Origin of the sequence: Halobacillus sp. B23F22_5, from assembly GCF_043497085.1 — a bacterium.
In the GTDB taxonomy this organism is placed as follows: domain Bacteria; phylum Bacillota; class Bacilli; order Bacillales; family Halobacillaceae; genus Thalassobacillus.
In genome coordinates this window covers 150,781-170,912 of sequence record NZ_JBIEKI010000001.1, presented here as the reverse complement: position 1 = coordinate 170,912, position 20,132 = coordinate 150,781, and the positions used below count along the sequence as shown (strand labels likewise).

Sequence of the window (20,132 nt, the reverse complement as noted above, 5' to 3'; positions counted from 1 at the left end):
AGTAGTTGAATGGAGTCTTTATTTACATGAGTGGACGTGAAAAAAGCTACTTTAAAGTACATTTAGAGGTGAGTGGTACCAATTTCCGTGTCAATGGATCCTATAATCCAATGATTTCCTTAAGTTTTTTAAAATTATTCTTGGATAATGGAATAGTCGTCTTGTCTTCATTATCAAGAATTAGACTATAGCTGTTGCGGGTCCATGTAATAACCTCTCGTACCTTTTGGAGATTTACGATATAAGATCGGTGACACTGAAAAAAGCCGAATGGATACAACCGATCATTGAGATCGTTTAATTTAAAAGAACACGGAAAAGCCTCTCCTTTAACATGGAGGTGGGAGACCCCATTGACACTTTCGATCATATCAATCTCTGTAGGGTCAAAAAGTATGATTTTTTCATTGACTTTAGCAGGAATTTTCAATCGGGAAGGGGTATGCAGAGAAGTAAATGTTTCCGGTTGCGTTTGTTCATTTTCAACTTGGTTATGATTCGCTGTTGTTTCCTCTTCTGCAATATTACTCTTCTCTTTTTGGTCATCCACTTGACTCTCTTCAGGAGCGACGTCAATTTTCTTCAACCCATCTTCATTAAGCTGATATACAATGTCCGTGAACGATATAGCACTTTCCAGGTAGCTGGAAGTAATCAAAAAAGACTTGCCTTGACTGGTCAAATCATTAATAAGTCTTCGAATGATCAAGTTGCTCTCTATGTCTAAGTTTTGATCTGGCTCTTCTAAAATAATGAGGTCCGGTTGATTTATAATTGCCCGGGCAATTAATACCCGCCTCTTCTCGGAGAAACTTAATTTTTTGATTTTGACCGATTCTTTTTCTGATAACCCTAACAGTTGGATAGTGAACGTTATATCCTCTTCGACACCATATATTCTTTTATAGAATGTCAAAAATTCCCGAATAGTGAGACGTTCATAGAGATTTTCCTCTAAGAATACAACGCTTACACGATGACAAAACTCTCTATAATTATCTTTTAAATGCTGACCGAATAAAGAAATTTCACCACTATAAGAGGGAAGTAGTCCCGTCACTGTATTAATAAGGCTACTTCCCGCCTTAGGATTGCACTGAACTGCTACCGTCTCCCCGGAATGGACTTCTAAATCGAACTTTGGGAATACCACTGTATTTCCTATATTTTTTTCTAATTGTTTAATACTCAAGACGCTCAAAAATAACTTCCTTTCTTAATTATTTTAATTCAACAATGTTATGTACTTTCTTCCTATATAAATGGATCATGTTACAACGTTGGGAGCAAACAAATAACGGGATTCAAAACCAGTGTTGTGATTGAAATACTAGACAAACCTCGATATTACATACTGAATATTACTTTTTATTATAGCATGCAGTATCTGTCATTAAAGTGTAAATAGCCATAGAGTTATAGGGATATAAGCGGATATATATATTAAATTCTCTTTATAAAAACGAGAGGGAGTGGGCTTATTATTCCTCTTATTTAACTTATTGTAGTTAACTTACAATCATTGTTACTTTTAATTCAAGCAATCTAATATTCCTGATTTATCAAAAAGGGGGAGGTGAAAAAGGTGCAAACTAAACCACAGATCAAGCCATTGAGCGAACGTCAAAGGGAAGTAGCTATTTTAGTTGCAACCGGATACACAGACGCTGAGATTGCCGAGACCCTATATATCAGTCGTCGAAGAGTGGGAGAAGCCATTTATTTTATTAAAGAAAAGTGGAATATACATTCACGGGTGCAGATTGGTGTGTTTGCTTATCACTTTGGATTATTGAAATGGTCAGAAGAGAAGAATTCATACGTACCGGAAGGAGTCGTGCAAATTGGCTAAGATTAATTATACAGAACAAATGGAGCATAGCGAGTGTGGTTTAGCCTGTCTTGCAATGGTTCTATCCTTCTTTAATAAGCATATCTCTCTTGCAAAAATACGCGAGACATTTGGAGTCCCTAGAGGGGGGACTTCTTTGACGCAGCTGATTGATATGGGAAGGGAGTATGGATTAGAAGGAAAGGGAATGAAAGCTGGTGCCCAAGAACTCTTTCATGCGAAAATGCCTGTTATTGCTCATTGGGAGGGCAAGCACTATGTTGTCGTTGAAAAAATCAGAAAAAGAAAAGTGACAATACTGGATCCGGCTACAGGGAAGCAAAAAGTTCCCTATGATGAATTCAATGAAAAGTATACCGGCTATTGTTTATGGTTCCAACCCGATAATGATTTCCAGGAAAATCAAAAACCATCCTATGTCTCTTTCTTTTTATCGTTTGCCTTAAAGCATAAAAAATGGGTGGTTGCTATCCTGGCAGTATCCTTAGTACTTCAATTATTCGGTCTGGCCATTCCCTTTGTAACACAGTGGATGACAGATTCCATCATCATGAAGCAAAATGACGATCCACTCACCATTATTGGAATAGGGATGCTGGTTACTTTTCTATGCTATCAGTGCTTTTCATTTATAAGAGGTTTTTTTATAGCACGTCTTCAGACCCTTATTGACAGTCTGATGATGTCAAAATTTATATTGCATCTCTTTCGGCTTCCTTATGCTTTTTTTCAGAACCGACCAGGAGGAGAGTTACTATTCCGAGCTAACTCACATGTGATGATCCGTCAAATTCTATCAAACAGCTTAGTCACTTTCCTCATCGACGGCATCTTACTTTTCTCCTACGCCGCACTCATGTTATGGCATTCCTGGTCTATGGGAATATTGGTGATCTCTATTGGTTTAACTATTTTCATCACCCTATTATTAAGTACGAACATAACACGAAAATTAACCAATAACGACGTGAGTGCCCAGGCAAAAGTTCAAAGCTTCTTATCAGAAAGTATTCATGGTGTCTGTGATGTCAAAATGATGGGGATTGAAAAAAATGTATTTAAAAACTGGAGGCAATTATTCCACGAACAATTGAAAGCTTCAGAAAAGAAATCCATCTGGACTTCCTTGCTGCATACAATAACTAGATCCACCCAATTCATCCTTCCTGTATTTCTACTATGGTATGGAAGTTTTCTCGTAATCGGTGGAGATATGACTTTAGGAGCACTGCTAGGATTCAATTCATTAGCAACGGTTTTTATTGTACCGATTGTCTCCATTGGAACCGGGTATACAGAGCTTCTTTATTTAACATCGTATATTCGGAGAATCTATGACGTATTCGAAACGGAGCCAGAACAAGAAGACGATAATTCACACCGTTTAAAGAGCCCTTCTTTTAAAGAAGAGATATCATTCCGTAATGTATCATTTCAATATGATCGGTTAAGTTCCCCAGTTTTAAAAGACATCAACTTGACCATAAGCCCTCAGGAAAAAGTAGCAATTGTCGGCGCTTCAGGTTCGGGAAAAAGCACAATCGCTAAATTACTGCTTGGTTTGTATCAACCGACCCAAGGAGATATTTTCATAGATGGCCATTCAATAAATGAATACAGACTTGCTGGGATGCGTAAACAAATGGGTGCCGTACTTCAAGAAACAAGACTATTCAACCAAACTATCGCGCACAATATCCTCCCTAAGGATTCAGGTGAGTTCGACTTAAAAGATTATGAAGATATCGCCTGGGCTGCAAAAGCAGCAAATATTCATGAGGAAATCATGAAAACAGCTATCGGTTACCAAACGATGATATCAGAATCAGGGAAAAATTTCTCCGGGGGGCAGCGCCAAAGGCTGTTGCTAGCAAGGGCTCTTGTTCACAAACCTTCCCTACTCATTTTGGATGAAGCAACCAGTTCTCTTGATATGAAATCAGAAGCAAAAATCGAGAAAACGATATCTTCTATCAATTGTACACAGGTCATCATCGCCCATCGGTTATCCACGATTAAAAATGTGGACCGTATACTTGTCATGGATAACGGAAGGTTGGTGGAAGAAGGAACCCACAATTCATTATTAAGAAAACAGGGGATTTATCATTCTCTCTATACCACTCAGGAAGAAAGAAAGGAGGAAACATTATATGCGGATTCCATTTAGTCATATTACCGTCAGTTTGTTCACGTTACTTTTATCCAGCTTCCTTCTCTTGTCACCGGTTGAAGGGCATGCCGACAAAGGGACGACCGATCAGGAATGGCTCATCCATGGAAATGATAAGGATTTAAGACATCTCGTAAACGAATTAGAAAAAACGGAGGAAATCGCCGTTAACTTTCTCGAGGACATTAACATGATAAAGGTAAGCGCCATATCCCAGGACGAAAAAAAACGGATGCTACAGACTATTGAAAGGGAAAAGCTGGATGTCGTAATGGGAGAGGATAGCCCCGTCCATCTCCCTGACCCATTCAGTTTCAGCACTATGTCTGACTTACCCCTAGTGAATTACACAAATAGTATTTTTTCAACAGCACAGTTATACGAAGAATGGGGGTGGGACATTAAGGAAGTTACAAACAATGGGGCATCCTTCGAGAAACAATTAGGAAATCACGATGTAGTGGTCGCTATCATTGATAGCGGCATTGATCATCAACATCCTGATTTAAAAGATAACATCCTGTCAGAGGGAAAGTCCTTCGTACCAGGAGTTGAAAGCACACAGGATAAGATGGGACATGGAACCATGGTCGCTGGTTCGATTGCGGCTAATGGCAGCCTTTTAGGTGTGGGTCCACAATTAGGGATAATTCCTTATAAAGTATTTGACCAATCAAGCGGGAAAACAAGCTGGGTGGTCTCAGCCATGATTGAAGCCGTAAACGCAGGATCCGATGTGATCAATTTAAGCCTTGGTTCCTACTTATCCGTAAAGAATTCTGAAGATAGAGCAGCATTGTTGGCGTACAAAAAAGCAATTAATTACGCCAATCAAAAGGGGACAGCTGTAGTTGCTGCATCAGGTACTCGAACCCAAGGAATTGATATAAGCAACCCGAAACTGCTGGGGCTAACCATTGGTACAGACGATCCGACATTTTATGCCCCAGGAGGATTGAACGGCGTCATTACCGTGTCAGGTTCAACTCGAACCCAAACAATAGATCCAATGTCCAATTACGGGCAACAGGTAGAACTGTCTGCACCGTCCGGTGATTATGGTCCAGAATTCCAGGAAAAAGGAGAGGTTGACTTTCAAAGGCTCTCTATGACCACATACCCAACAGACCTCCCATCCTCCCCATTGAATCAATATTTAGGTATTGAAGAGGGGTATACCCTTATGGTTGGTACGAGCTTAGCAGCACCTAAAGTCTCTGCTGCTATTGCTCTATTGATAGCAGAAGCAAAAGAAGAAATGATCGAATTACCTTTACGTGAAATCTATTCACTCATCAATGAAGGGGCAATGCCATATAACCCCGATGTTACCGATGAAAAACAAAGCCGTTATGGCATTGTAAATGTTAATAACTCTTTGAAACTATTAAATGAAAAAGGGGGAAATGATGGTGTTGAAAACTAAAAATTCCATCGATATCGATTGGACTAAAGGCTTATTTATAAGGGAAAAGGCTGAGTTACTAAGAAAGGAAATGGATAGAAACCTCGGGAATAGTCCAAGTGATGTTAATAATTTAGATAAGCGGCTGACAGACTGGAGGAACAATTGTTTATTGATCAATGATAAACTTTTCAACCAGCGGCTAGCAGCAGAGGGACTGAATTACAACGAGTTTACTCAACTACTTAATCAGGAAGAGACCGCCCTTAATGGGAAAGTATCTTATAGTGAAGAACCTGACTGGTTAAAGAAATTTAACGATATAATAAGCTTATCAGAAAAACACAGCCTAAATATGAAACATACTGAAGATGGTTTAAGTCACATCTTCCAGCCGTTCCTGACATGGGTGCAGTTTCAGTTAGAATTGTACTTCCAAAAAAGAGATGTCCAAACCTTCATTAATAAAGATACGGTCATTCAGAATTGTCTCGAAGCCATAGCCACAAATTTGCTGCAAATTACAGCACGTACCATAGCCCTTGAAATAAATGTTTCCCGTTTATTAGATGAATTAGAAGGTGACTCACCAGAAGAGCGTTATGCTTTTTTCATCGAAAATAAATTAAAATCAAGGGAATATGTAACGTCGTTCTATAATGAATATACGGCCCTTACCAGATTGCTAACGACCCGCACCGTTTTCTTTGTCGATCATGTATTCGATGCTTTATCCAGGTTTATCAAGGATAAACAATTAATAGAAGAGACGTTCCAATTAACCGATATAAATCTTGATGGGTTAAAACTAAGTTTAGGAGATTCGCATCAAAAGGGAAGGTCCGTCATTTCTTTTCTGTTCAATGATGGAGAAGAAATTTTGTATAAACCGAAGCCATTAGCGATTTCGAATGCGGTGCAACAGTTATTTCAGTGGATAAACCAGAAAGGATTTACCACTCCATTAAAGATTTATCGGATGGTTGATAAAGAATCTTATGCCTGGGAAGAAATTGTTAAGCAATCTCCTGTTAAAAGTGAAGAGGAGCTGGAAAGGTATTATACCCGTTTCGGAGGTCTTCTGGCTCTGATGTACTTGCTTAAGGGAACAGACTTCCATTATGAAAATATCATTGCCCATGGAGAGTATCCCGTAATTATTGACTATGAAACTGTGTTTCATAATACCATACAAGATGTATTCAAAGACACAGCAAACACAAGAGCCAAACTTGAAGTCTCTCATTCTGTTATTGGTACGGGCCTAGTTCCTCTATTAGGTTTTCAGTCCAAAGACGGAAAAGGCCTTGAGATCAGTGGAATGGGTGGTAGAAAACAGGAATTGCCTTTTCCTGTTCTGCAGATTGAAAATAGAGGCACTGATGAATTAAGGTTTGTACGTAAGTCCCTTTTATTAGAAGAAAGCTCGAATCGTCCGATGATAAACGACGAAGAGATCGATGCTACTCAATACGTCGATTTTGTGATTAAAGGATTTGAGGAAGTCACCCAGCTTGTCAACAACAACAAAGATGAATTGCTTGCCTCAGGCGGTCCAATACAAGCGATGAATAATCTCAAAATTAGGATTGTGGTAAGAAACACCCATTACTATTCAAATTTTATTATAGAATCGAGCCATCCTGACTATTTAAGAAATGCTTTGGATCGCGAAAACATAATCGACCGGGTCTACTTTACACCCTTTCCCCCAACAGTTGTACGCTCTGAAAAAGCGGATTTACTAAATGGAGATATTCCGTATTTTGTTACTACGCCTGCTTCAAAAGATTTATGGGACAGTAGAGGCACCAGGATAGCAGATGCCTTTGAAAAAAGCGGAATGGAACTAGTTCTTAATCGCATTAAACATTTAGATAATGAATCTATCCAGAAACAAATTCATTATATCAAAGCTTCTATTTTAAGCTTACAAGAAGATAAGACACCAGATGATAGGAATGAAGAGAAGACACTGTATATTCCTGAAAAAGTGGACCAGCATTGCTTTTTAGACGGAGCTATTAACATTGGAGATCGTTTAATCGAGCAAGCCATTTATGGACCAGACGAAAAGAATGCTTCATGGATTGGAATAGGAATGAACCACCAAGGCCAATGGAATGTTTCCGCTCTAGAAACTGGTTTTTATGATGGAGTAGGAGGAATAGCACTATTCTTAGGTCAGTTAGGAATAATAACTAATGAGGATAAATATATAAAAGCATCAAAAGCGGCTCTTACCACAGCAATCGCTGAGGCAAATATATCAAATGCGCTTCCTTCTGTCTTTTATGGCCCGGTATCCCTTTTATATCCAATTATGCATTTGGGTCAAAGTTTTCAAGATGATAAGCCATTCACTCAAACTATTAACAAAAAGCAAAAAGAGATTATACATTTCTTAGAACATAATGTGGAACAGGATGAGGTTTTTGATGTCCTTGGAGGGTCGGCTGGCATTATTCATGTGTTGTTAAGTTATTATCAAAAAAGTGGCAATTACAAGTATGTGGATATTGCCCAAAAATATGGCCAGCACTTAGTTGACCGTGCTACCATGACACCGACAGGGATAGCTTGGCTGTCTGCTGCCACTGATTTTAAACCCCTTGGAGGTTTTGGTCATGGGGCCAGCGGTATCGCTTCCGCTCTTCTCCGATTAGCTCAATTTACGGGTAATGAACGATTCTCAGTAATGGGGCAAGAAGCGTTAGCCTTTGACCGCTCTTTATTTGATAAAACAAAATCAAACTGGCTAGATCATCGCTTTGATAAGCAAGGATTGTGTAAGCATTACTGGTGTCACGGATCCTTAGGCATAGGGATGAGCCGTTTGATCATGCCTGGTTATGATCAGGATGGAGAAATGAAAAAAGAGATACAGATAGCAACACAAAATGTCCTGAACCATTACCCATCCCATAATCACTCCCTGTGCCATGGAGATATGGGAGCAGTAGACTTTTTATTGACAACCGGCATATCATTTAATAACGAAGAATTAATAAGAGCGGCACATGCTTTGACAGATAATTTGTTGAAAAGCAGCGATGGCTACCTTTCCGGTGCCATCCAGCAATTAGAAACACCTAGTTTATTTTTAGGATCAGCAGGAATAGGCTATCAATTATTACGCATTTATCAACCGGATAAGGTACCATCACTTCTGCTATTGCAATGACACAGCTAATCGTATATATAAAACCCTTAGTATAGTACATCAAAATACAGAAAGAAACACAGACGTAAATATCAGCGTTTATGTCTGTGTTTTTCTGTAGACATCCATAAGCAATCACCCCTATAAAAGATTTTTTGCACCTCCTCAGTTATTTTCATAAAATCCGTTGGTTGGCGGCTGAGGAGCGAATGAAAAAAACCAGCATTTTGTTAATTTTTATTTCCATTTATTATTCCTATCTTTAATTTCTCCGTATTGAAGCGAGAAATCAGGCTTTAGTTAGTGTATTTATTTTAACTTTCGCACCAGACCTTCTACTGTACGCCGATCCACAACATGTTCTTTTCTCCCCCACATCATCAACGTATACCCTAACAAAAATGTCATCACGAGTACGAGCGAGCCGATAAACGTATAGATGCTTGTCTCATGAGATGGGAAATAGTGGCTGGCAATAAACGCATAAACCCCTAACATCAGCATGTTGGCGACCAAAAACAGCGATTTTCCCGCAAAAGACAGCTGCTTATTATTTCGCCCAGCAGGGACAAACATACACCAAAAGAGATACGAACTGACCAGCATCAGTAAATGAAAGATAGGCAGAGCCCATAGAAAATGGCCGGTAAATAAAGCCAGGTCATATCCGACGCTGATAACTAAAAAAAGAAGAGAAATAACCAAAGGGTGTTTACTCCAACCCAGTGATTTTTGAATGTGATGATGGAACCAGTAGCGATTTTTATTGATCCAGTAAATAGCGGCGAGAGGCAAGAGAAGTTGTATAATCAGCTTGTTCATTACACTCGTGAACGGAAACCAGACAGTTAACATTCCGGTTATGGAAGCAGCAAGCAATACTCCGAAGACCAGTTTTCTCATCTAATTCCACTCCCGTATGTGTACGATATTTTCTTCCAATTAAAGATGCAGTTACTTTCCTCTTTTGAATATTCCCGTTTATCTAGTTTTTACCCGCGGTTTTCGCCCGTTTATACACCTTATTCCTCTCTACAACCGTGCAGCCATTTGCTTCAAAGGTTTTCAGCATGGGAACATTATTACTACTTGTGGAACCGATGTAATAGCCGGCACCAAACTTATCCTTTAATATACCCAGTGCCTGTTGGTGGAGTCGTTTGCTTTTCCCTTTACCACGCGCTTCCGGCACGAGTCCAAAATAAAACAATCTTCCTTCCTCAGTAGTTCCTGGTTCAATATGCGGCATCACAACTCCGATGGGAAGGTCGTTCTCATAAGCAATGAGGCAGGAGCTGCGGTAATCTTCGCCAAGCTCCTCTTTTACACTTTGCATGTGACCTTCCATGTCCAGAGAAGAAGGTGCGTTTAACGATTGGCTCATCGCTTGTTCCCAAATACGAGTAAACTCTACTTCCTGGATATCATGGAGAGAAACTGTGTCAAAATAGACTACTGTCTGTGCCTCTTTGCTCAGTACTTTTTTCACCATGACATTTTCATCGTGCAGCTGAAAACCACGGTCTGTTAAAAAACTTTCGATGTCTTCGCTAAATTTATGGTGGACAAGGAGAGTCATTGCTTTGGAATGAAAAGCTGGATCGTTTAATAAGTACGTGACGAGGTTTTTCATCTCCTGATTTGTCAGGTGTCTGGTATCTTCCACCGTCACATATTGCTCCCCCTCCACAAATTTAACTTTATCGTAAACCGCAAAATGATCAGCGATTTTCTGATAGGCCGGCGTTTCCAATACATCGGTCAGGAAAGCTGCCTTCGCCTTCCGGTACGTATCCATGTGCGCTCCATACCGCTTTTTCAAAGAATTATACTGTTCGGTGTAAGAAGGGTTTTCTATGAAAAAGCGCGTCATCTTATAAAAATGGTCGACGGAAGTACCGATCACCGTCAACTGGACACCCACCGGCAGTACATCTTCTTCCCACTCAAAAGCGCAGAAAAAAGACGTTTGGTCACTGCCCGTATTCACGGGATACAGATCTAACAAGGCTTTCCTCGCCTTGTCAAAATCCGCCTGAGTCACGCGCACCTGCACATCGATATCACCTTTCGTCAGTGACCCTCTTACGGCTGTACTCCCAACATGATACACTTCCGCTTCCGGCAATTTCTTTTGAATTCTATTTTTATGCCTTTCAAAAACTTTCCTCGCCCTCTCCCGAAACTCCTCTTCCGGGGAGAAGGTAACTTTTTCATTCATTTCAAATTAACCTCCTGAGTTAGTAATTCTTCTGGTTGAACTCAATAATCACATGTATATCTCCGCTTTGTTTGGAATGATTTTTCTACAATCACGTGGGAAAATAAGGTAAGCTGAATATATAACCCTTTCGACACGAAAAAATGATTACCTTTATTAGATTCTTCGCTAATTTTTACTAATTGATAGGAGATGGTTCCCATGATCATTTATGAAGCTACCAAAACAGAATTCATCTCGGATATTACTAATGAACTACTGGTGGAGCGACTTTATAACTCCTATCAGGAAAAAATCGGCCGGACCTCAAAGAGTGAAATTTTGTCCTGGGAAAATTCCCTTCAGCGTATGTCCAATGTCATGCAGGATAGAGATATTCCGAAAGATTCTTCGGTTGCCATTGAATTTAACATACCAAACACTTCGAAACGAGTGGATTTTCTGGTTGCAGGAAACAGCGGTTCTCAGGACCATGTGGTAATAGTTGAATTGAAGCAATGGTCCGAAGTAGAAAAAGTCGAGGGAAAAGATGCTTTAATTGATACATATCTGGGCGGAGGCAAGAGATCGGTCACTCACCCTTCTTATCAAGCCTGGTCTTATGCAGCCTTAATCGAAGGCTTTAACGAAAATGTTCAAGAACAGCACATCACCCTTAATCCATGTGCTTACCTTCATAATTATCGAAAAGTAACGGATGATCCGCTTACTGACGCTCATTATGAGGAGCACCTTACAAAAGCTCCGGTTTTTACAAAAGGTGAAATCCAGAAACTTCGCAATTTCATTAAAAAATACATACGTAAAGGCGATGAGAATCAATTAATCTACCAAATTGAACATGGCAGAATCCGGCCATCCAAATCATTGCAGGACTCCCTTAGCAGCATGCTGGAGGGAAATGAAGAATTCCTTATGATAGATGAACAGAAGGTATTTTACGAGGAAGCCTACCACTTGGCATTAGATGCAGTGAAAGAAGATAAAAAGCAAGTGATGGTGATCGAAGGCGGTCCGGGCACAGGAAAATCGGTAATGGCTGTCCATTTACTGGTTAACCTAATCAATCAGGATTTGATGACTCTCTATGTTTCCAAAAACTCCGCTCCAAGAGAAGTCTATGCTTCCAAATTAAAAGGTACGTTAAAGAAAACAGAAATCGATAACCTATTCAAAGGATCCGGGAGCTTCACCAACTCTGATTTAAACGAATTCGACGTCATCGTCGTTGATGAAGCCCACCGGCTAAATGAAAAGTCAGGTTTCTACGGAAATCAGGGCGAAAACCAGGTCAAGGAGCTGATTCAAGCCTCTAAATTCACTCTGTTCTTTATTGATGAAAATCAGCGGGTGACATTGAAAGATATCGGCAGCATGGATTTAATAAAAAAATATGCCGAGGAATTTGATGCCGATTTAATTACCGGCAAACTGATGTCCCAATTCAGGTGTGACGGTTCGGATGCTTATATCGCCTGGCTGGAAGACGTTCTGCAAATTCGAGAAACAGCCAACACCCATGACTATGGGGTCGATTATGACTTTCAAGTTTTCGATAATCCCCACCGGATGCTGGAAAAAATTGAGGAACTCAATAAAGTTAATAACAAATCCCGTATGCTGGCAGGGTATTGCTGGGAATGGCCGACAAAGGAACGAAGAAATACCAATTTCAAAGACATCACCATCCCAGAACATGCGTTTGAAATCAGTTGGAACCTGCAGGATAGTATTTGGGCTATTGACCAGAATTCCGTCAGTGAAGCAGGGTGCATCCATACTGCACAGGGATTGGAATTCGATTATGTTGGAGTAATTATTGGAGCGGATTTATTTTATGAAGACGGCTACGTAAAAACGGATTACACCAAACGCGCCCGCTCCGATCAGTCTTTAAAAGGGATTAAGAAGATGGCCAAAGAAACCCCTGAAAAAGCTCAGGCTATTGCCGACGAAATCATCCGGAATACTTATCGTACGTTAATGACCAGAGGGCAAAAAGGCTGTTTTATCTACTGTGTAGACCCAGCGTTGAATGAGTATTTTCAATCACGTTTGAAGAAAACAATGCTTTATAATGATTTGTCTCCTGGTAGTTTTGATAAGGTTGCTGAGGATAATGAAGAATATAAATAAAATCAGAAGCAGTGTTACAATTAAATGCCTGCCCCTCAATTGTTTTTGTAGGAGTAGGCATCTTTATTTAGAAGTTCTTTTTCCACGAAACCGTATAGGTGATGATCTGCGTAATTGGAAGCAGAGCAAATACCAGGATTGGATAGTATGGTAACGTTTCTGATACGAATGGATACAAAAGCAGCAATGCACTGATGACGGGGAAAGAATACCACATACTGATGTAGGCGGAGCGGCATGCTTGGGCTGTGAGTTGCCTTTCCCGCTCATCTGATTCTTCAAATTCATCCGGCAGCAGTAATACTTTCTTCCACGATTGGCGTTTTCGCTTTTTTTGGATGGATATAAAGGCCAACAATCCCCCTACAAGGAAGAACGCAATAAATGGAATCAGCCTTATTTCAAACATATACTCCCGTGTCGGGTCATATAAAAACTTCGATATATCCATCGATGCTGAATAAAACTCAACCAGTGCCCAGCTAAACAAACCCAGTACCGTCAAAGAAATCCAAACACTTTTCATGATCTTCATGTATCCTCCCCCTCTAAAATGAAAATCTCCTCTACTGGCAACTCAAATGTCCGTGCGATATTCATCGCAAGCAGCAGCGATGGGACATAACTTCCTTTTTCAAGTGCGACGATGGTCTGCCTCGTAACATTGACCTTCTCTGCCAATGCCCCTTGGGTCAGCCCATCCCTTGCTCGCAATTCTTTTACTCGATTCCTTATTTCCATACAAGCGCTCCTTCTACTTTCTTCCAATTTAATTGTAAAGTAAACTATACTTTTTGTAAAGGTCATTTTACATATAAATGTCTGAGCCCTCCCTCATTCCCAACCATCCCCTCTTGAAAAATACAGTATTTTCCTTAGAATGGTAGTGTAGTAATTTACTAGGGAGAGGTTAAATACTGTGGATACATTATTTGCATTACTTGCCTTCGCGACCCTCATTCTCATGGTAGTTGGGTTGTTTTCGCCGAAACGTGCGTTGTTTTGGTCAAACATAAGACCGACCCGTAAGCGTGTGCTGCTCATTTATTCCCTCGCTTTTATCATCAGCATCACCCTGTTCGATATGACCTACAGTGAGGAAAACGAGACGACCGAAGACGCCCCAGAAGAACAAGTGGAAGAAACCGAAGATACTCAGGAAAATAAAGAAACAAACGATAAAGAGAAAAAAGAAGAAAACGACAGTAGTCAGAAAAAATCCGATCCTGCTGATGACAAACAAAAAGACACCTCGAAACAGCAGGACAACGGCCCGGATACGAATGCTACGGTTAGCCGCGTAGTCGACGGTGATACGATCGAAATCAACTATAACGGCACCAAAGAAGATGTCCGGCTGCTGCTTGTCGATACACCGGAAGTGCATGGCGGCACACAGAAGTATGGTCCGGAAGCGTCTGCTTTTGCCAAAGAACTGCTGAAGCCCGGTACAAAAGTAAAGTATGAATCTGATGGACCAAAGCGCGATCATTATGGCCGTCTGCTCGGCTACCTTTGGGTGAACGGCGAACTGTTCAATGAAAAACTGCTCGAAAATGGTCTTGCCCGCTATGCCTATGTGTACGATCCGCCTTATAAATATCAGGACCGGCTGAAACAGGCGGAAGCTCGCGCCCGTAACAAGGGAATCGGAATTTGGAGCATCGACGGCTACGTCACCAGTAACGGGTTCGCATCTGGAGCAACTTCTTCAGGGAGTTCAAGCGGTTTCTCCAGCGAATCTACTGCTGGTAGCAACTCAGATAGTTCTAATAGCTCATCAGATGGCGGTTCTGCTGCAGGATTGAAATATGACCCGAACGGACCGGACCGTGACTGCGGCGACTTCGATACTCAGGCAGAAGCCCAGGCATTTTTTGAAGCAGCCGGAGGCCCTGGATCCGACCCGCACCGGCTCGACGGTCATGACGGTGACGGTGTCGTCTGTGAAAGTTTGCCTTAAATTTTAATGTAAAGTGCCTGTTCCCCCCCTGCATTATTATTCTTTACCGGACGGGAAACAGGCACTTTTTGTTTTTATGAAATTAGTGAAACGAGGTGACTTAATGGAAATCCTATTCACAAGCATCACGGGAATTGCTCTTATATTTTCAATTATAATGATGATTAGGAAAAGAAAACGTCTTGGCATCACAGGGTTAAAAAGCCTGCTGACGTCAATCTCCTTCTTTATGATTGCTATCATCAATATCTTTGCCTACTGGTTTGATTTTATGGGAATCTGGAGCTGGCTCATTACGATCGGGCTACTGATACTGGGTGCTTATTTCACCAAATACATGCCAGCAGCTACTAATTGAACGCTGAAAAATGGCCGCCCTTCTAGTTTTTTGCAAACTAGAAGGGCGGCCATTTCATATCTCTATCTCACTTTTTCAAACTTGATCGTAACTAAATAATAGATAAACAAGCCACCAAACATCGTGATCGTACTCCAAATCATTTGCGTCTCTAAACGTAAAGAAGTCAGTCCCAGCAGCACTTCCGGCAGAAATAAAATCGCCGGTACAATGATGGACACCCATGTTTTACTCCAGATGGAAATGACGATGAACACCGCCACACATACACCGATGGTAATTGCATTTCCAACAAGATTAAATACAATGGCTGGCGAATCGATCACACGGTCGAGTAACATCAGTCCGACGAAGAGGCCAATTGGAACCATCCCTAACATTAGAAAAAGCATGCGTTCTTTCACTACAGAAAGTGTGTGGCTGGCCATGTACTTGAATGTACTAGAGTACAAAAGCAGCGTGATGACAAAGACAATCACATCTCCGATCGCACGCCATAATGAATATTCGACCCCGCCCCGAATTGCATTTCCGAGCAGCATGTAAGCATATGCGCCGACTAGCAGAATCGGTATATATTTCAACCAGCCCTTAAGGTCGACATCCAATTCCCCTGCAATCTGCTCCATATACGCTTTTGGACTCTGGCCAACTAAATATTCCACATCTTTTCCATTTTGCTCCGACTCAATCAGGTGATCTTCCAACTCTGAAATAACCTCCGCGATTTCACGATCATCCTTCCCACTGGAAAACAAATAAAGCCTCAAATCATCCAGAAAATCCTGACTCCGTTTCGATAAACCCATGTGCTTACTCCCCCCTTAATAATTGATTGACCCCTGTCGAAACTTTGGCCCATCGCTGTTCAAATTGTTCAAGCTCTTTTTTTCCATCTTCTGTAAGTGAATAATACTTTCGTTTTGGCCCGCCGGAAGGGACTTGCTTTTTCGTCGTTTCGACAAGTCCTTCTTTTTTCAAGCGCAGTAAAACTGGATAGATGCTCCCCTCACTCACCATCGTCAGTCCGTAATCATTCAGCTTCTCTGCAATTTCATACCCATACGTCTCTCCGCGTGAGATGATCGCCAAGAGACAACCTTCTAATATGCCTTTTAAAATCTGACTGGTCGACAACCACGCCCAACTCCTTTGATATACAACTATCTTGTTAAACCATATAGTCAAATAAAAAAATAATGACTATTTTGTAATACAATATAGTTATACTGTACCATACCCTTCTTCCATTAACAACCAATTTTTTCAAGGTGCAGTAATTATAATATATATAATTTGGAATAAGCACCTTTGCTTAATAAGCGGTGAGGTCTAAAATAAGAAGCTATAGTTTTTTTATTTATAATAAACTTATACCATTTGGGTATAAGAAGAAGGGTACACTGTCGCCATGGGATGTAGTCGTTATATCGATACGCAGAAAGGTGTCATACATGAGATTTTTAGATAAATTATTTGGTAAATCAAAGGAGATGGAAGACATGTCAAACGTAAAATTAGCTGTCATTTTTTACACAATGAGTGGAACAAACTATCAATTGGCCAAATGGGCGGAAGAAGGAGCAAAAGAAGCTGGTGCTGAGGTAAAAGTCTTAAAAGCTGAAGAGCTGGCACCGCAATCCGTTATCGAGGCGAATGAAGCATGGAAAGCAACCGTCGAAAAAACGAAAGACGTACCGGTAGCGACATCCGCTGACCTCGAATGGGCCGACGCCATTATTTTCAGTATCCCGACACGCTTTGGTAATATGCCATCCCAGATGAAGCAATTCCTTGATACACAGGGCGGTCTTTGGGCAAGCGGCAAGACAATCAACAAAGTCGTCAGCGGGATGACTTCTGCGCAAAACCCGCACGGCGGTCAGGAAGCAACTTTGTTGGCACTATATACATCGATGATGCACTGGGGCGCAATCATTGTTTCTCCAGGTTACACCGATGAAGTACTGTTCGGCGCCGGCGGAAACCCATATGGCACAAGTGTCACCGTGGATCAGGATGGAAATATGGTCGAGGACGTGGAAGGTGCAGTCAAGCATCAGGCAAAACGGACTGTCACTGTTGCCGACTGGGTGAAAAAAGGAATTCAATAAATTAGACATAGCAAGAGCCGGTCAAAATGAGGATCGGCTCTTTTTTATTTTTAAAGGAAACTTTTATAAATGTTGTTAAATGCCTAACCTATTTTACAAGAAAAAGAAGGACAAAGAAGCTGAGAGGGAGAAACCAATAACAATCTAAAGAATGTAATTCGATTAGGGGAGAAAAACCAATGAATTTAGGCACGCCCATAGCGACAGGAAATACTGCGCAAATATACCTTTATGAAAATAAGATTGTTAAAGTTTTTGAGGGTTCTCATCCTGATACTGCCTCTTCCTATGAAGCCAATAAACAGAAACTTGCCTACTCATGTGGTCTTCCCGTACCCAAAATATTCGAGCTCACCACAGTAGAGGGCAAACAAGCGATCATCATGGAATTCATTAAAGGCAAAACACTTGGTGACATGCTGGCCGAAAACAAAGATAATGCAGAATATTATATGAATCTTTCCATAGATATACAACAAAGCATACATACGATAGCACCGGACACACTGGAACCGATGGCTGCTAAATTAAGCCGTCAAATTGAAACAGCTAACCAATTGGATAAAAGACAGAAGCACTCGTTACTTCAACAATTAGATATGATGACATATGAAAACAGATTGTGTCATGGGGATTTCCATTTATTTAATCTAATTATGTCCGATAACAACAACGTAACCATCATAGATTGGGTGGATGCCAGTGCAGGAGATATACGTGCCGACGTCTATCGTACCTACCTTTTATATTCCCAGTTTTCATCAGCGTTAGCAGATATGTACCTGCAGCTTTATTGTAAAAAAAGCGGTATTTCACAACAGGAAATTTTTCAGTGGGCCCCCATTATTGCAGGAGCAAGATTATCTGAAAATGTCTCATCAGAAAATAGTGAGCGACTTTTGAAAATTGTTTCTGATTATAGTCCATTATAATAGAGATCGGCTTTTACGAAAAAAATGGGGATGTAAATCAATGAAAAAATATTTTAATTTAAATATGTTATATATCGTGGCTGGAATCGTTGCCCTTGGATCTTTTCTCATACCTCGGGCAATTGACATGTTCCAGCTTCAGGCTGATGGAATCAGACACTTAGCCCAGGACGTCGAGCGTTATCATAATAATACACGTAGTATGGAAGGTGACTATACTGTAACGATTGATTTAAGTAATCCGGAGAGCAATGAAGGAAAAGTGCTTTTTGATGGTGAGGAAGGAGATCAAATCTACATCTCAAGAATCGTACAGAGTAGTTCCAGTTATATAGTGGTTTTCCGGTCAAGTGGTAGCTATAACCTGGGGGGCGGTACTTTAGTTTCGGGTCTTGAACACGCCCGTAATAAAAATGGCTTCACCCATGAGTTTAAAGCAAAGGCGCAGGCGTCGTATAACGGAGAGACGTATAAACTAAAACCTTCTTCTTCTTCAGGATTAAACTACCGTAGCGGCGACGAGTTCGGGTTTTATTTGTTTTCACCAGATGAGGAGATTGACATAACAAAAGAGCAAACTATTGAGGTGACCATTACGAACTTGCAACTAAACATATGGGCAGAGAAAGTAAATCATTAAATCTCTAACAGGATTTTTCCGTTATGTCAGACGAACGCCAGATTACCGAGACGGGGCCAGATAATAAAAAAATGCCTGGATCCTAGTATGCTGATAACACAGCACCTTAGGAACCAGGCATTTTTTATCGGTTTTTCACAGAATCGCGTTCGACAAACTCAGTTGCAAGTTTATACGTTTGATCCACTTCTTCACCGGCGAGCATCTGGAAAATCAGATGGACGGAGAGCGAGCCGGCTTCGTATTTCGGCTGCCTTACGGTCGTGAGCGGCGGATGCACGTATGTCGCTAGTTGAATATCATCGAACCCGATGATTGAAATATCATCCGGCACACGAATGCCTTTTTCCGAGAAGGCCTGCAACCCGCCAATGGCCATTTCATCGTTGGCATAGAAGATGGCTTCCGGTAAATTTTGTTGGGCGATCAAGGTGCGGGTTGCCCGGTAGCCGCCCTCTCTTGTGAAATCGCCATTGATCGTCCAACGGGAATGATACGGGACCTCGGAAGCCGCTAATGCAGCCTTATAGCCTTTGAACCGCTCCTTATTGTCATGGGAATCCAATGGTCCGCTGACATAGGCAATGGAGCTATGACCTTTATAAAGCAAATGTTTCGTCGCATCATAGCCGCCCTGCTGGTTATCGACTTCCACGTGGATTACATGAGGATTGGCCACTTCCCGGTCCAACACTACAATCGGAAAATCTTCCCGCGCCGAGGCTTCAATCGCTTCGGTGCTGATATTCGTCGCAAGTACGATCGCTCCATCGACTCTTTTTTCTCTCAAAAACTTCGTCGCGGTCGACTTATCACCGCCGACCGAACTGCAGGCGATCAGATCGTATCCGTTCGACGTGGTGACGTCCTGTACGCCTTTGATCAGTTCCGAAAAGTAAGGACCTGATAGATCGCTCAATATTAAAGCAATCGTATTGGTCTTCGTACGTTTCAAGTCAGAAGCGATACCGTTTTTTTGATAATTCAATTCCTGTGCCGCTTTCAGCACTTTATCGACAGTCGCCTGACTGACTTTATTTATGCCATTAAGGGCGTAGGATGCTGTCGACACAGCAACCCCTGCCCGCTTTGCAACATCTTTGATTGTTGCCACCTTACATCCCCCCAATAACACAGCACTGTCCAGTTCCATTGTAAGCTATCCGGACGCTGCC

Annotated in this window: 19 protein-coding genes; 10 read left to right on the top strand and 9 right to left on the bottom strand. The window is 41.2% G+C overall.

What is annotated here, in order from left to right:
* Nucleotides 1-100: 100 nt before the first annotated feature.
* Complete coding sequence (locus ACGTN9_RS00825) at nt 101-1,192, bottom strand: LytTR family transcriptional regulator DNA-binding domain-containing protein (protein WP_499589584.1); 1,092 nt, start codon at nt 1,190-1,192, stop codon at nt 101-103.
* A 393-nt stretch (nt 1,193-1,585) separates the two neighbouring features.
* On the opposite strand from ACGTN9_RS00825, the gene ACGTN9_RS00820 reads away from it, so the two are divergent.
* From ACGTN9_RS00820 to ACGTN9_RS00805, 4 genes are read left to right on the top strand one after another with little or no spacing between them, the layout of a single operon-like run.
* Entirely contained in the window at nt 1,586-1,852 is a 267-nt protein-coding gene (locus ACGTN9_RS00820) for a response regulator transcription factor (protein WP_499589582.1), read from the top strand.
* The gene (locus ACGTN9_RS00815; RefSeq protein ID WP_499589580.1) at nt 1,845-4,022 is read left to right on the top strand and encodes a peptidase domain-containing ABC transporter; all 2,178 of its coding nucleotides are present in this window, start codon (nt 1,845-1,847) and stop codon (nt 4,020-4,022) included. The genes ACGTN9_RS00820 and ACGTN9_RS00815 overlap by 8 nt, the downstream gene beginning before the upstream one ends.
* On the top strand, nt 4,006-5,451 hold the full coding sequence (locus ACGTN9_RS00810) for a S8 family serine peptidase (protein ID WP_499589578.1): 1,446 nt from the start codon (nt 4,006-4,008) through the stop codon (nt 5,449-5,451). Before ACGTN9_RS00815 ends, ACGTN9_RS00810 begins: the two co-directional genes overlap by 17 nt.
* Entirely contained in the window at nt 5,438-8,614 is a 3,177-nt protein-coding gene (locus tag ACGTN9_RS00805) for a type 2 lanthipeptide synthetase LanM family protein (RefSeq protein WP_499589576.1), read from the top strand. The genes ACGTN9_RS00810 and ACGTN9_RS00805 overlap by 14 nt, the downstream gene beginning before the upstream one ends.
* Before the next feature lie 288 nt (nt 8,615-8,902).
* Here the strand turns inward: ACGTN9_RS00805 and ACGTN9_RS00800 are convergent, their stop codons facing one another.
* From ACGTN9_RS00800 to ACGTN9_RS00790, 3 genes are all read right to left on the bottom strand, one after another.
* Entirely contained in the window at nt 8,903-9,496 is a 594-nt protein-coding gene (locus ACGTN9_RS00800) for a hypothetical protein (protein ID WP_499589574.1), read from the bottom strand.
* Nucleotides 9,497-9,578: 82 nt separating this feature from the next.
* Complete coding sequence (locus ACGTN9_RS00795; RefSeq protein WP_499589572.1) at nt 9,579-10,814, bottom strand: GNAT family N-acetyltransferase; 1,236 nt, start codon at nt 10,812-10,814, stop codon at nt 9,579-9,581.
* A gap of 41 nt (nt 10,815-10,855) precedes the next feature.
* Nucleotides 10,856-11,023: a hypothetical protein gene (locus ACGTN9_RS00790; RefSeq protein ID WP_499589570.1), complete on the bottom strand. Its 168-nt coding sequence runs from the start codon at nt 11,021-11,023 to the stop codon at nt 10,856-10,858.
* On the opposite strand from ACGTN9_RS00790, the gene ACGTN9_RS00785 reads away from it, so the two are divergent.
* Entirely contained in the window at nt 11,016-12,950 is a 1,935-nt protein-coding gene (locus ACGTN9_RS00785; protein ID WP_499589568.1) for a DNA/RNA helicase domain-containing protein, read from the top strand. The two genes, ACGTN9_RS00790 and ACGTN9_RS00785, sit on opposite strands and share 8 nt — an antisense overlap.
* A gap of 67 nt (nt 12,951-13,017) precedes the next feature.
* Here the strand turns inward: ACGTN9_RS00785 and ACGTN9_RS00780 are convergent, their stop codons facing one another.
* Both ACGTN9_RS00780 and ACGTN9_RS00775 read right to left on the bottom strand, forming a co-directional pair.
* Nucleotides 13,018-13,485 carry a hypothetical protein gene (locus tag ACGTN9_RS00780; protein WP_499589566.1) on the bottom strand — a complete coding sequence of 156 codons (468 nt, stop codon included), beginning with the start codon at nt 13,483-13,485 and terminating at the stop codon, nt 13,018-13,020.
* A complete protein-coding gene (locus tag ACGTN9_RS00775; RefSeq protein WP_499589564.1) occupies nt 13,482-13,691 on the bottom strand; it encodes a helix-turn-helix transcriptional regulator in 210 nt (69 codons plus the stop codon). Before ACGTN9_RS00775 ends, ACGTN9_RS00780 begins: the two co-directional genes overlap by 4 nt.
* A 178-nt stretch (nt 13,692-13,869) precedes the next feature.
* Between ACGTN9_RS00775 and ACGTN9_RS00770 the strand changes: the two genes are divergently transcribed.
* On the top strand, nt 13,870-14,913 hold the full coding sequence (locus ACGTN9_RS00770; RefSeq protein ID WP_499589562.1) for a thermonuclease family protein: 1,044 nt from the start codon (nt 13,870-13,872) through the stop codon (nt 14,911-14,913).
* Between the two features lie 157 nt (nt 14,914-15,070).
* On the top strand, nt 15,071-15,271 hold the full coding sequence (locus ACGTN9_RS00765) for a hypothetical protein (RefSeq protein ID WP_499590481.1): 201 nt from the start codon (nt 15,071-15,073) through the stop codon (nt 15,269-15,271).
* A 62-nt stretch (nt 15,272-15,333) separates the two neighbouring features.
* Here ACGTN9_RS00765 and ACGTN9_RS00760 read toward each other — a convergent pair whose 3' ends face one another.
* Both ACGTN9_RS00760 and ACGTN9_RS00755 read right to left on the bottom strand, forming a co-directional pair.
* Entirely contained in the window at nt 15,334-16,080 is a 747-nt protein-coding gene (locus ACGTN9_RS00760) for an HAAS domain-containing protein (RefSeq protein WP_499589560.1), read from the bottom strand.
* Nucleotides 16,081-16,084: 4 nt separating this feature from the next.
* Entirely contained in the window at nt 16,085-16,408 is a 324-nt protein-coding gene (locus ACGTN9_RS00755) for a PadR family transcriptional regulator (RefSeq protein ID WP_499589558.1), read from the bottom strand.
* A 365-nt stretch (nt 16,409-16,773) separates the two neighbouring features.
* On the opposite strand from ACGTN9_RS00755, the gene wrbA reads away from it, so the two are divergent.
* The 3 genes from wrbA to ACGTN9_RS00740 all read left to right on the top strand — a co-directional run bounded on the left by wrbA (nt 16,774) and on the right by ACGTN9_RS00740 (nt 18,957).
* On the top strand, nt 16,774-17,385 hold the full coding sequence (wrbA, locus tag ACGTN9_RS00750) for an NAD(P)H:quinone oxidoreductase type IV (protein WP_499589556.1): 612 nt from the start codon (nt 16,774-16,776) through the stop codon (nt 17,383-17,385).
* Nucleotides 17,386-17,564: 179 nt separating this feature from the next.
* Nucleotides 17,565-18,317 carry an aminoglycoside phosphotransferase family protein gene (locus ACGTN9_RS00745; protein WP_499589554.1) on the top strand — a complete coding sequence of 251 codons (753 nt, stop codon included), beginning with the start codon at nt 17,565-17,567 and terminating at the stop codon, nt 18,315-18,317.
* Between the two features lie 64 nt (nt 18,318-18,381).
* Nucleotides 18,382-18,957 carry a hypothetical protein gene (locus tag ACGTN9_RS00740; RefSeq protein ID WP_499589552.1) on the top strand — a complete coding sequence of 192 codons (576 nt, stop codon included), beginning with the start codon at nt 18,382-18,384 and terminating at the stop codon, nt 18,955-18,957.
* 124 nt (nt 18,958-19,081) lie between these two features.
* On the opposite strand, the gene ACGTN9_RS00735 is transcribed toward ACGTN9_RS00740, so the two are convergent.
* On the bottom strand, nt 19,082-20,071 hold the full coding sequence (locus ACGTN9_RS00735; protein ID WP_499589550.1) for a LacI family DNA-binding transcriptional regulator: 990 nt from the start codon (nt 20,069-20,071) through the stop codon (nt 19,082-19,084).
* Nucleotides 20,072-20,132: the final 61 nt, after the last annotated feature.

Coding starts and splice junctions, on each gene's coding strand:
- ACGTN9_RS00785 (WP_499589568.1), top strand. CDS start 11,016: ATGATCATTTATGAAGCTACCAAAACAGAATTCATCTCGGATATTACT.
- ACGTN9_RS00780 (WP_499589566.1), bottom strand. CDS start 13,485: ATGAAGATCATGAAAAGTGTTTGGATTTCTTTGACGGTACTGGGTTTG.
- ACGTN9_RS00795 (WP_499589572.1), bottom strand. CDS start 10,814: ATGAATGAAAAAGTTACCTTCTCCCCGGAAGAGGAGTTTCGGGAGAGG.
- ACGTN9_RS00745 (WP_499589554.1), top strand. CDS start 17,565: ATGAATTTAGGCACGCCCATAGCGACAGGAAATACTGCGCAAATATAC.
- ACGTN9_RS00790 (WP_499589570.1), bottom strand. CDS start 11,023: ATGATCATGGGAACCATCTCCTATCAATTAGTAAAAATTAGCGAAGAA.
- ACGTN9_RS00760 (WP_499589560.1), bottom strand. CDS start 16,080: ATGGGTTTATCGAAACGGAGTCAGGATTTTCTGGATGATTTGAGGCTT.
- ACGTN9_RS00775 (WP_499589564.1), bottom strand. CDS start 13,691: ATGGAAATAAGGAATCGAGTAAAAGAATTGCGAGCAAGGGATGGGCTG.
- ACGTN9_RS00765 (WP_499590481.1), top strand. CDS start 15,071: ATGATGATTAGGAAAAGAAAACGTCTTGGCATCACAGGGTTAAAAAGC.
- wrbA (WP_499589556.1), top strand. CDS start 16,774: ATGTCAAACGTAAAATTAGCTGTCATTTTTTACACAATGAGTGGAACA.
- ACGTN9_RS00810 (WP_499589578.1), top strand. CDS start 4,006: ATGCGGATTCCATTTAGTCATATTACCGTCAGTTTGTTCACGTTACTT.
- ACGTN9_RS00740 (WP_499589552.1), top strand. CDS start 18,382: ATGTTATATATCGTGGCTGGAATCGTTGCCCTTGGATCTTTTCTCATA.
- ACGTN9_RS00800 (WP_499589574.1), bottom strand. CDS start 9,496: ATGAGAAAACTGGTCTTCGGAGTATTGCTTGCTGCTTCCATAACCGGA.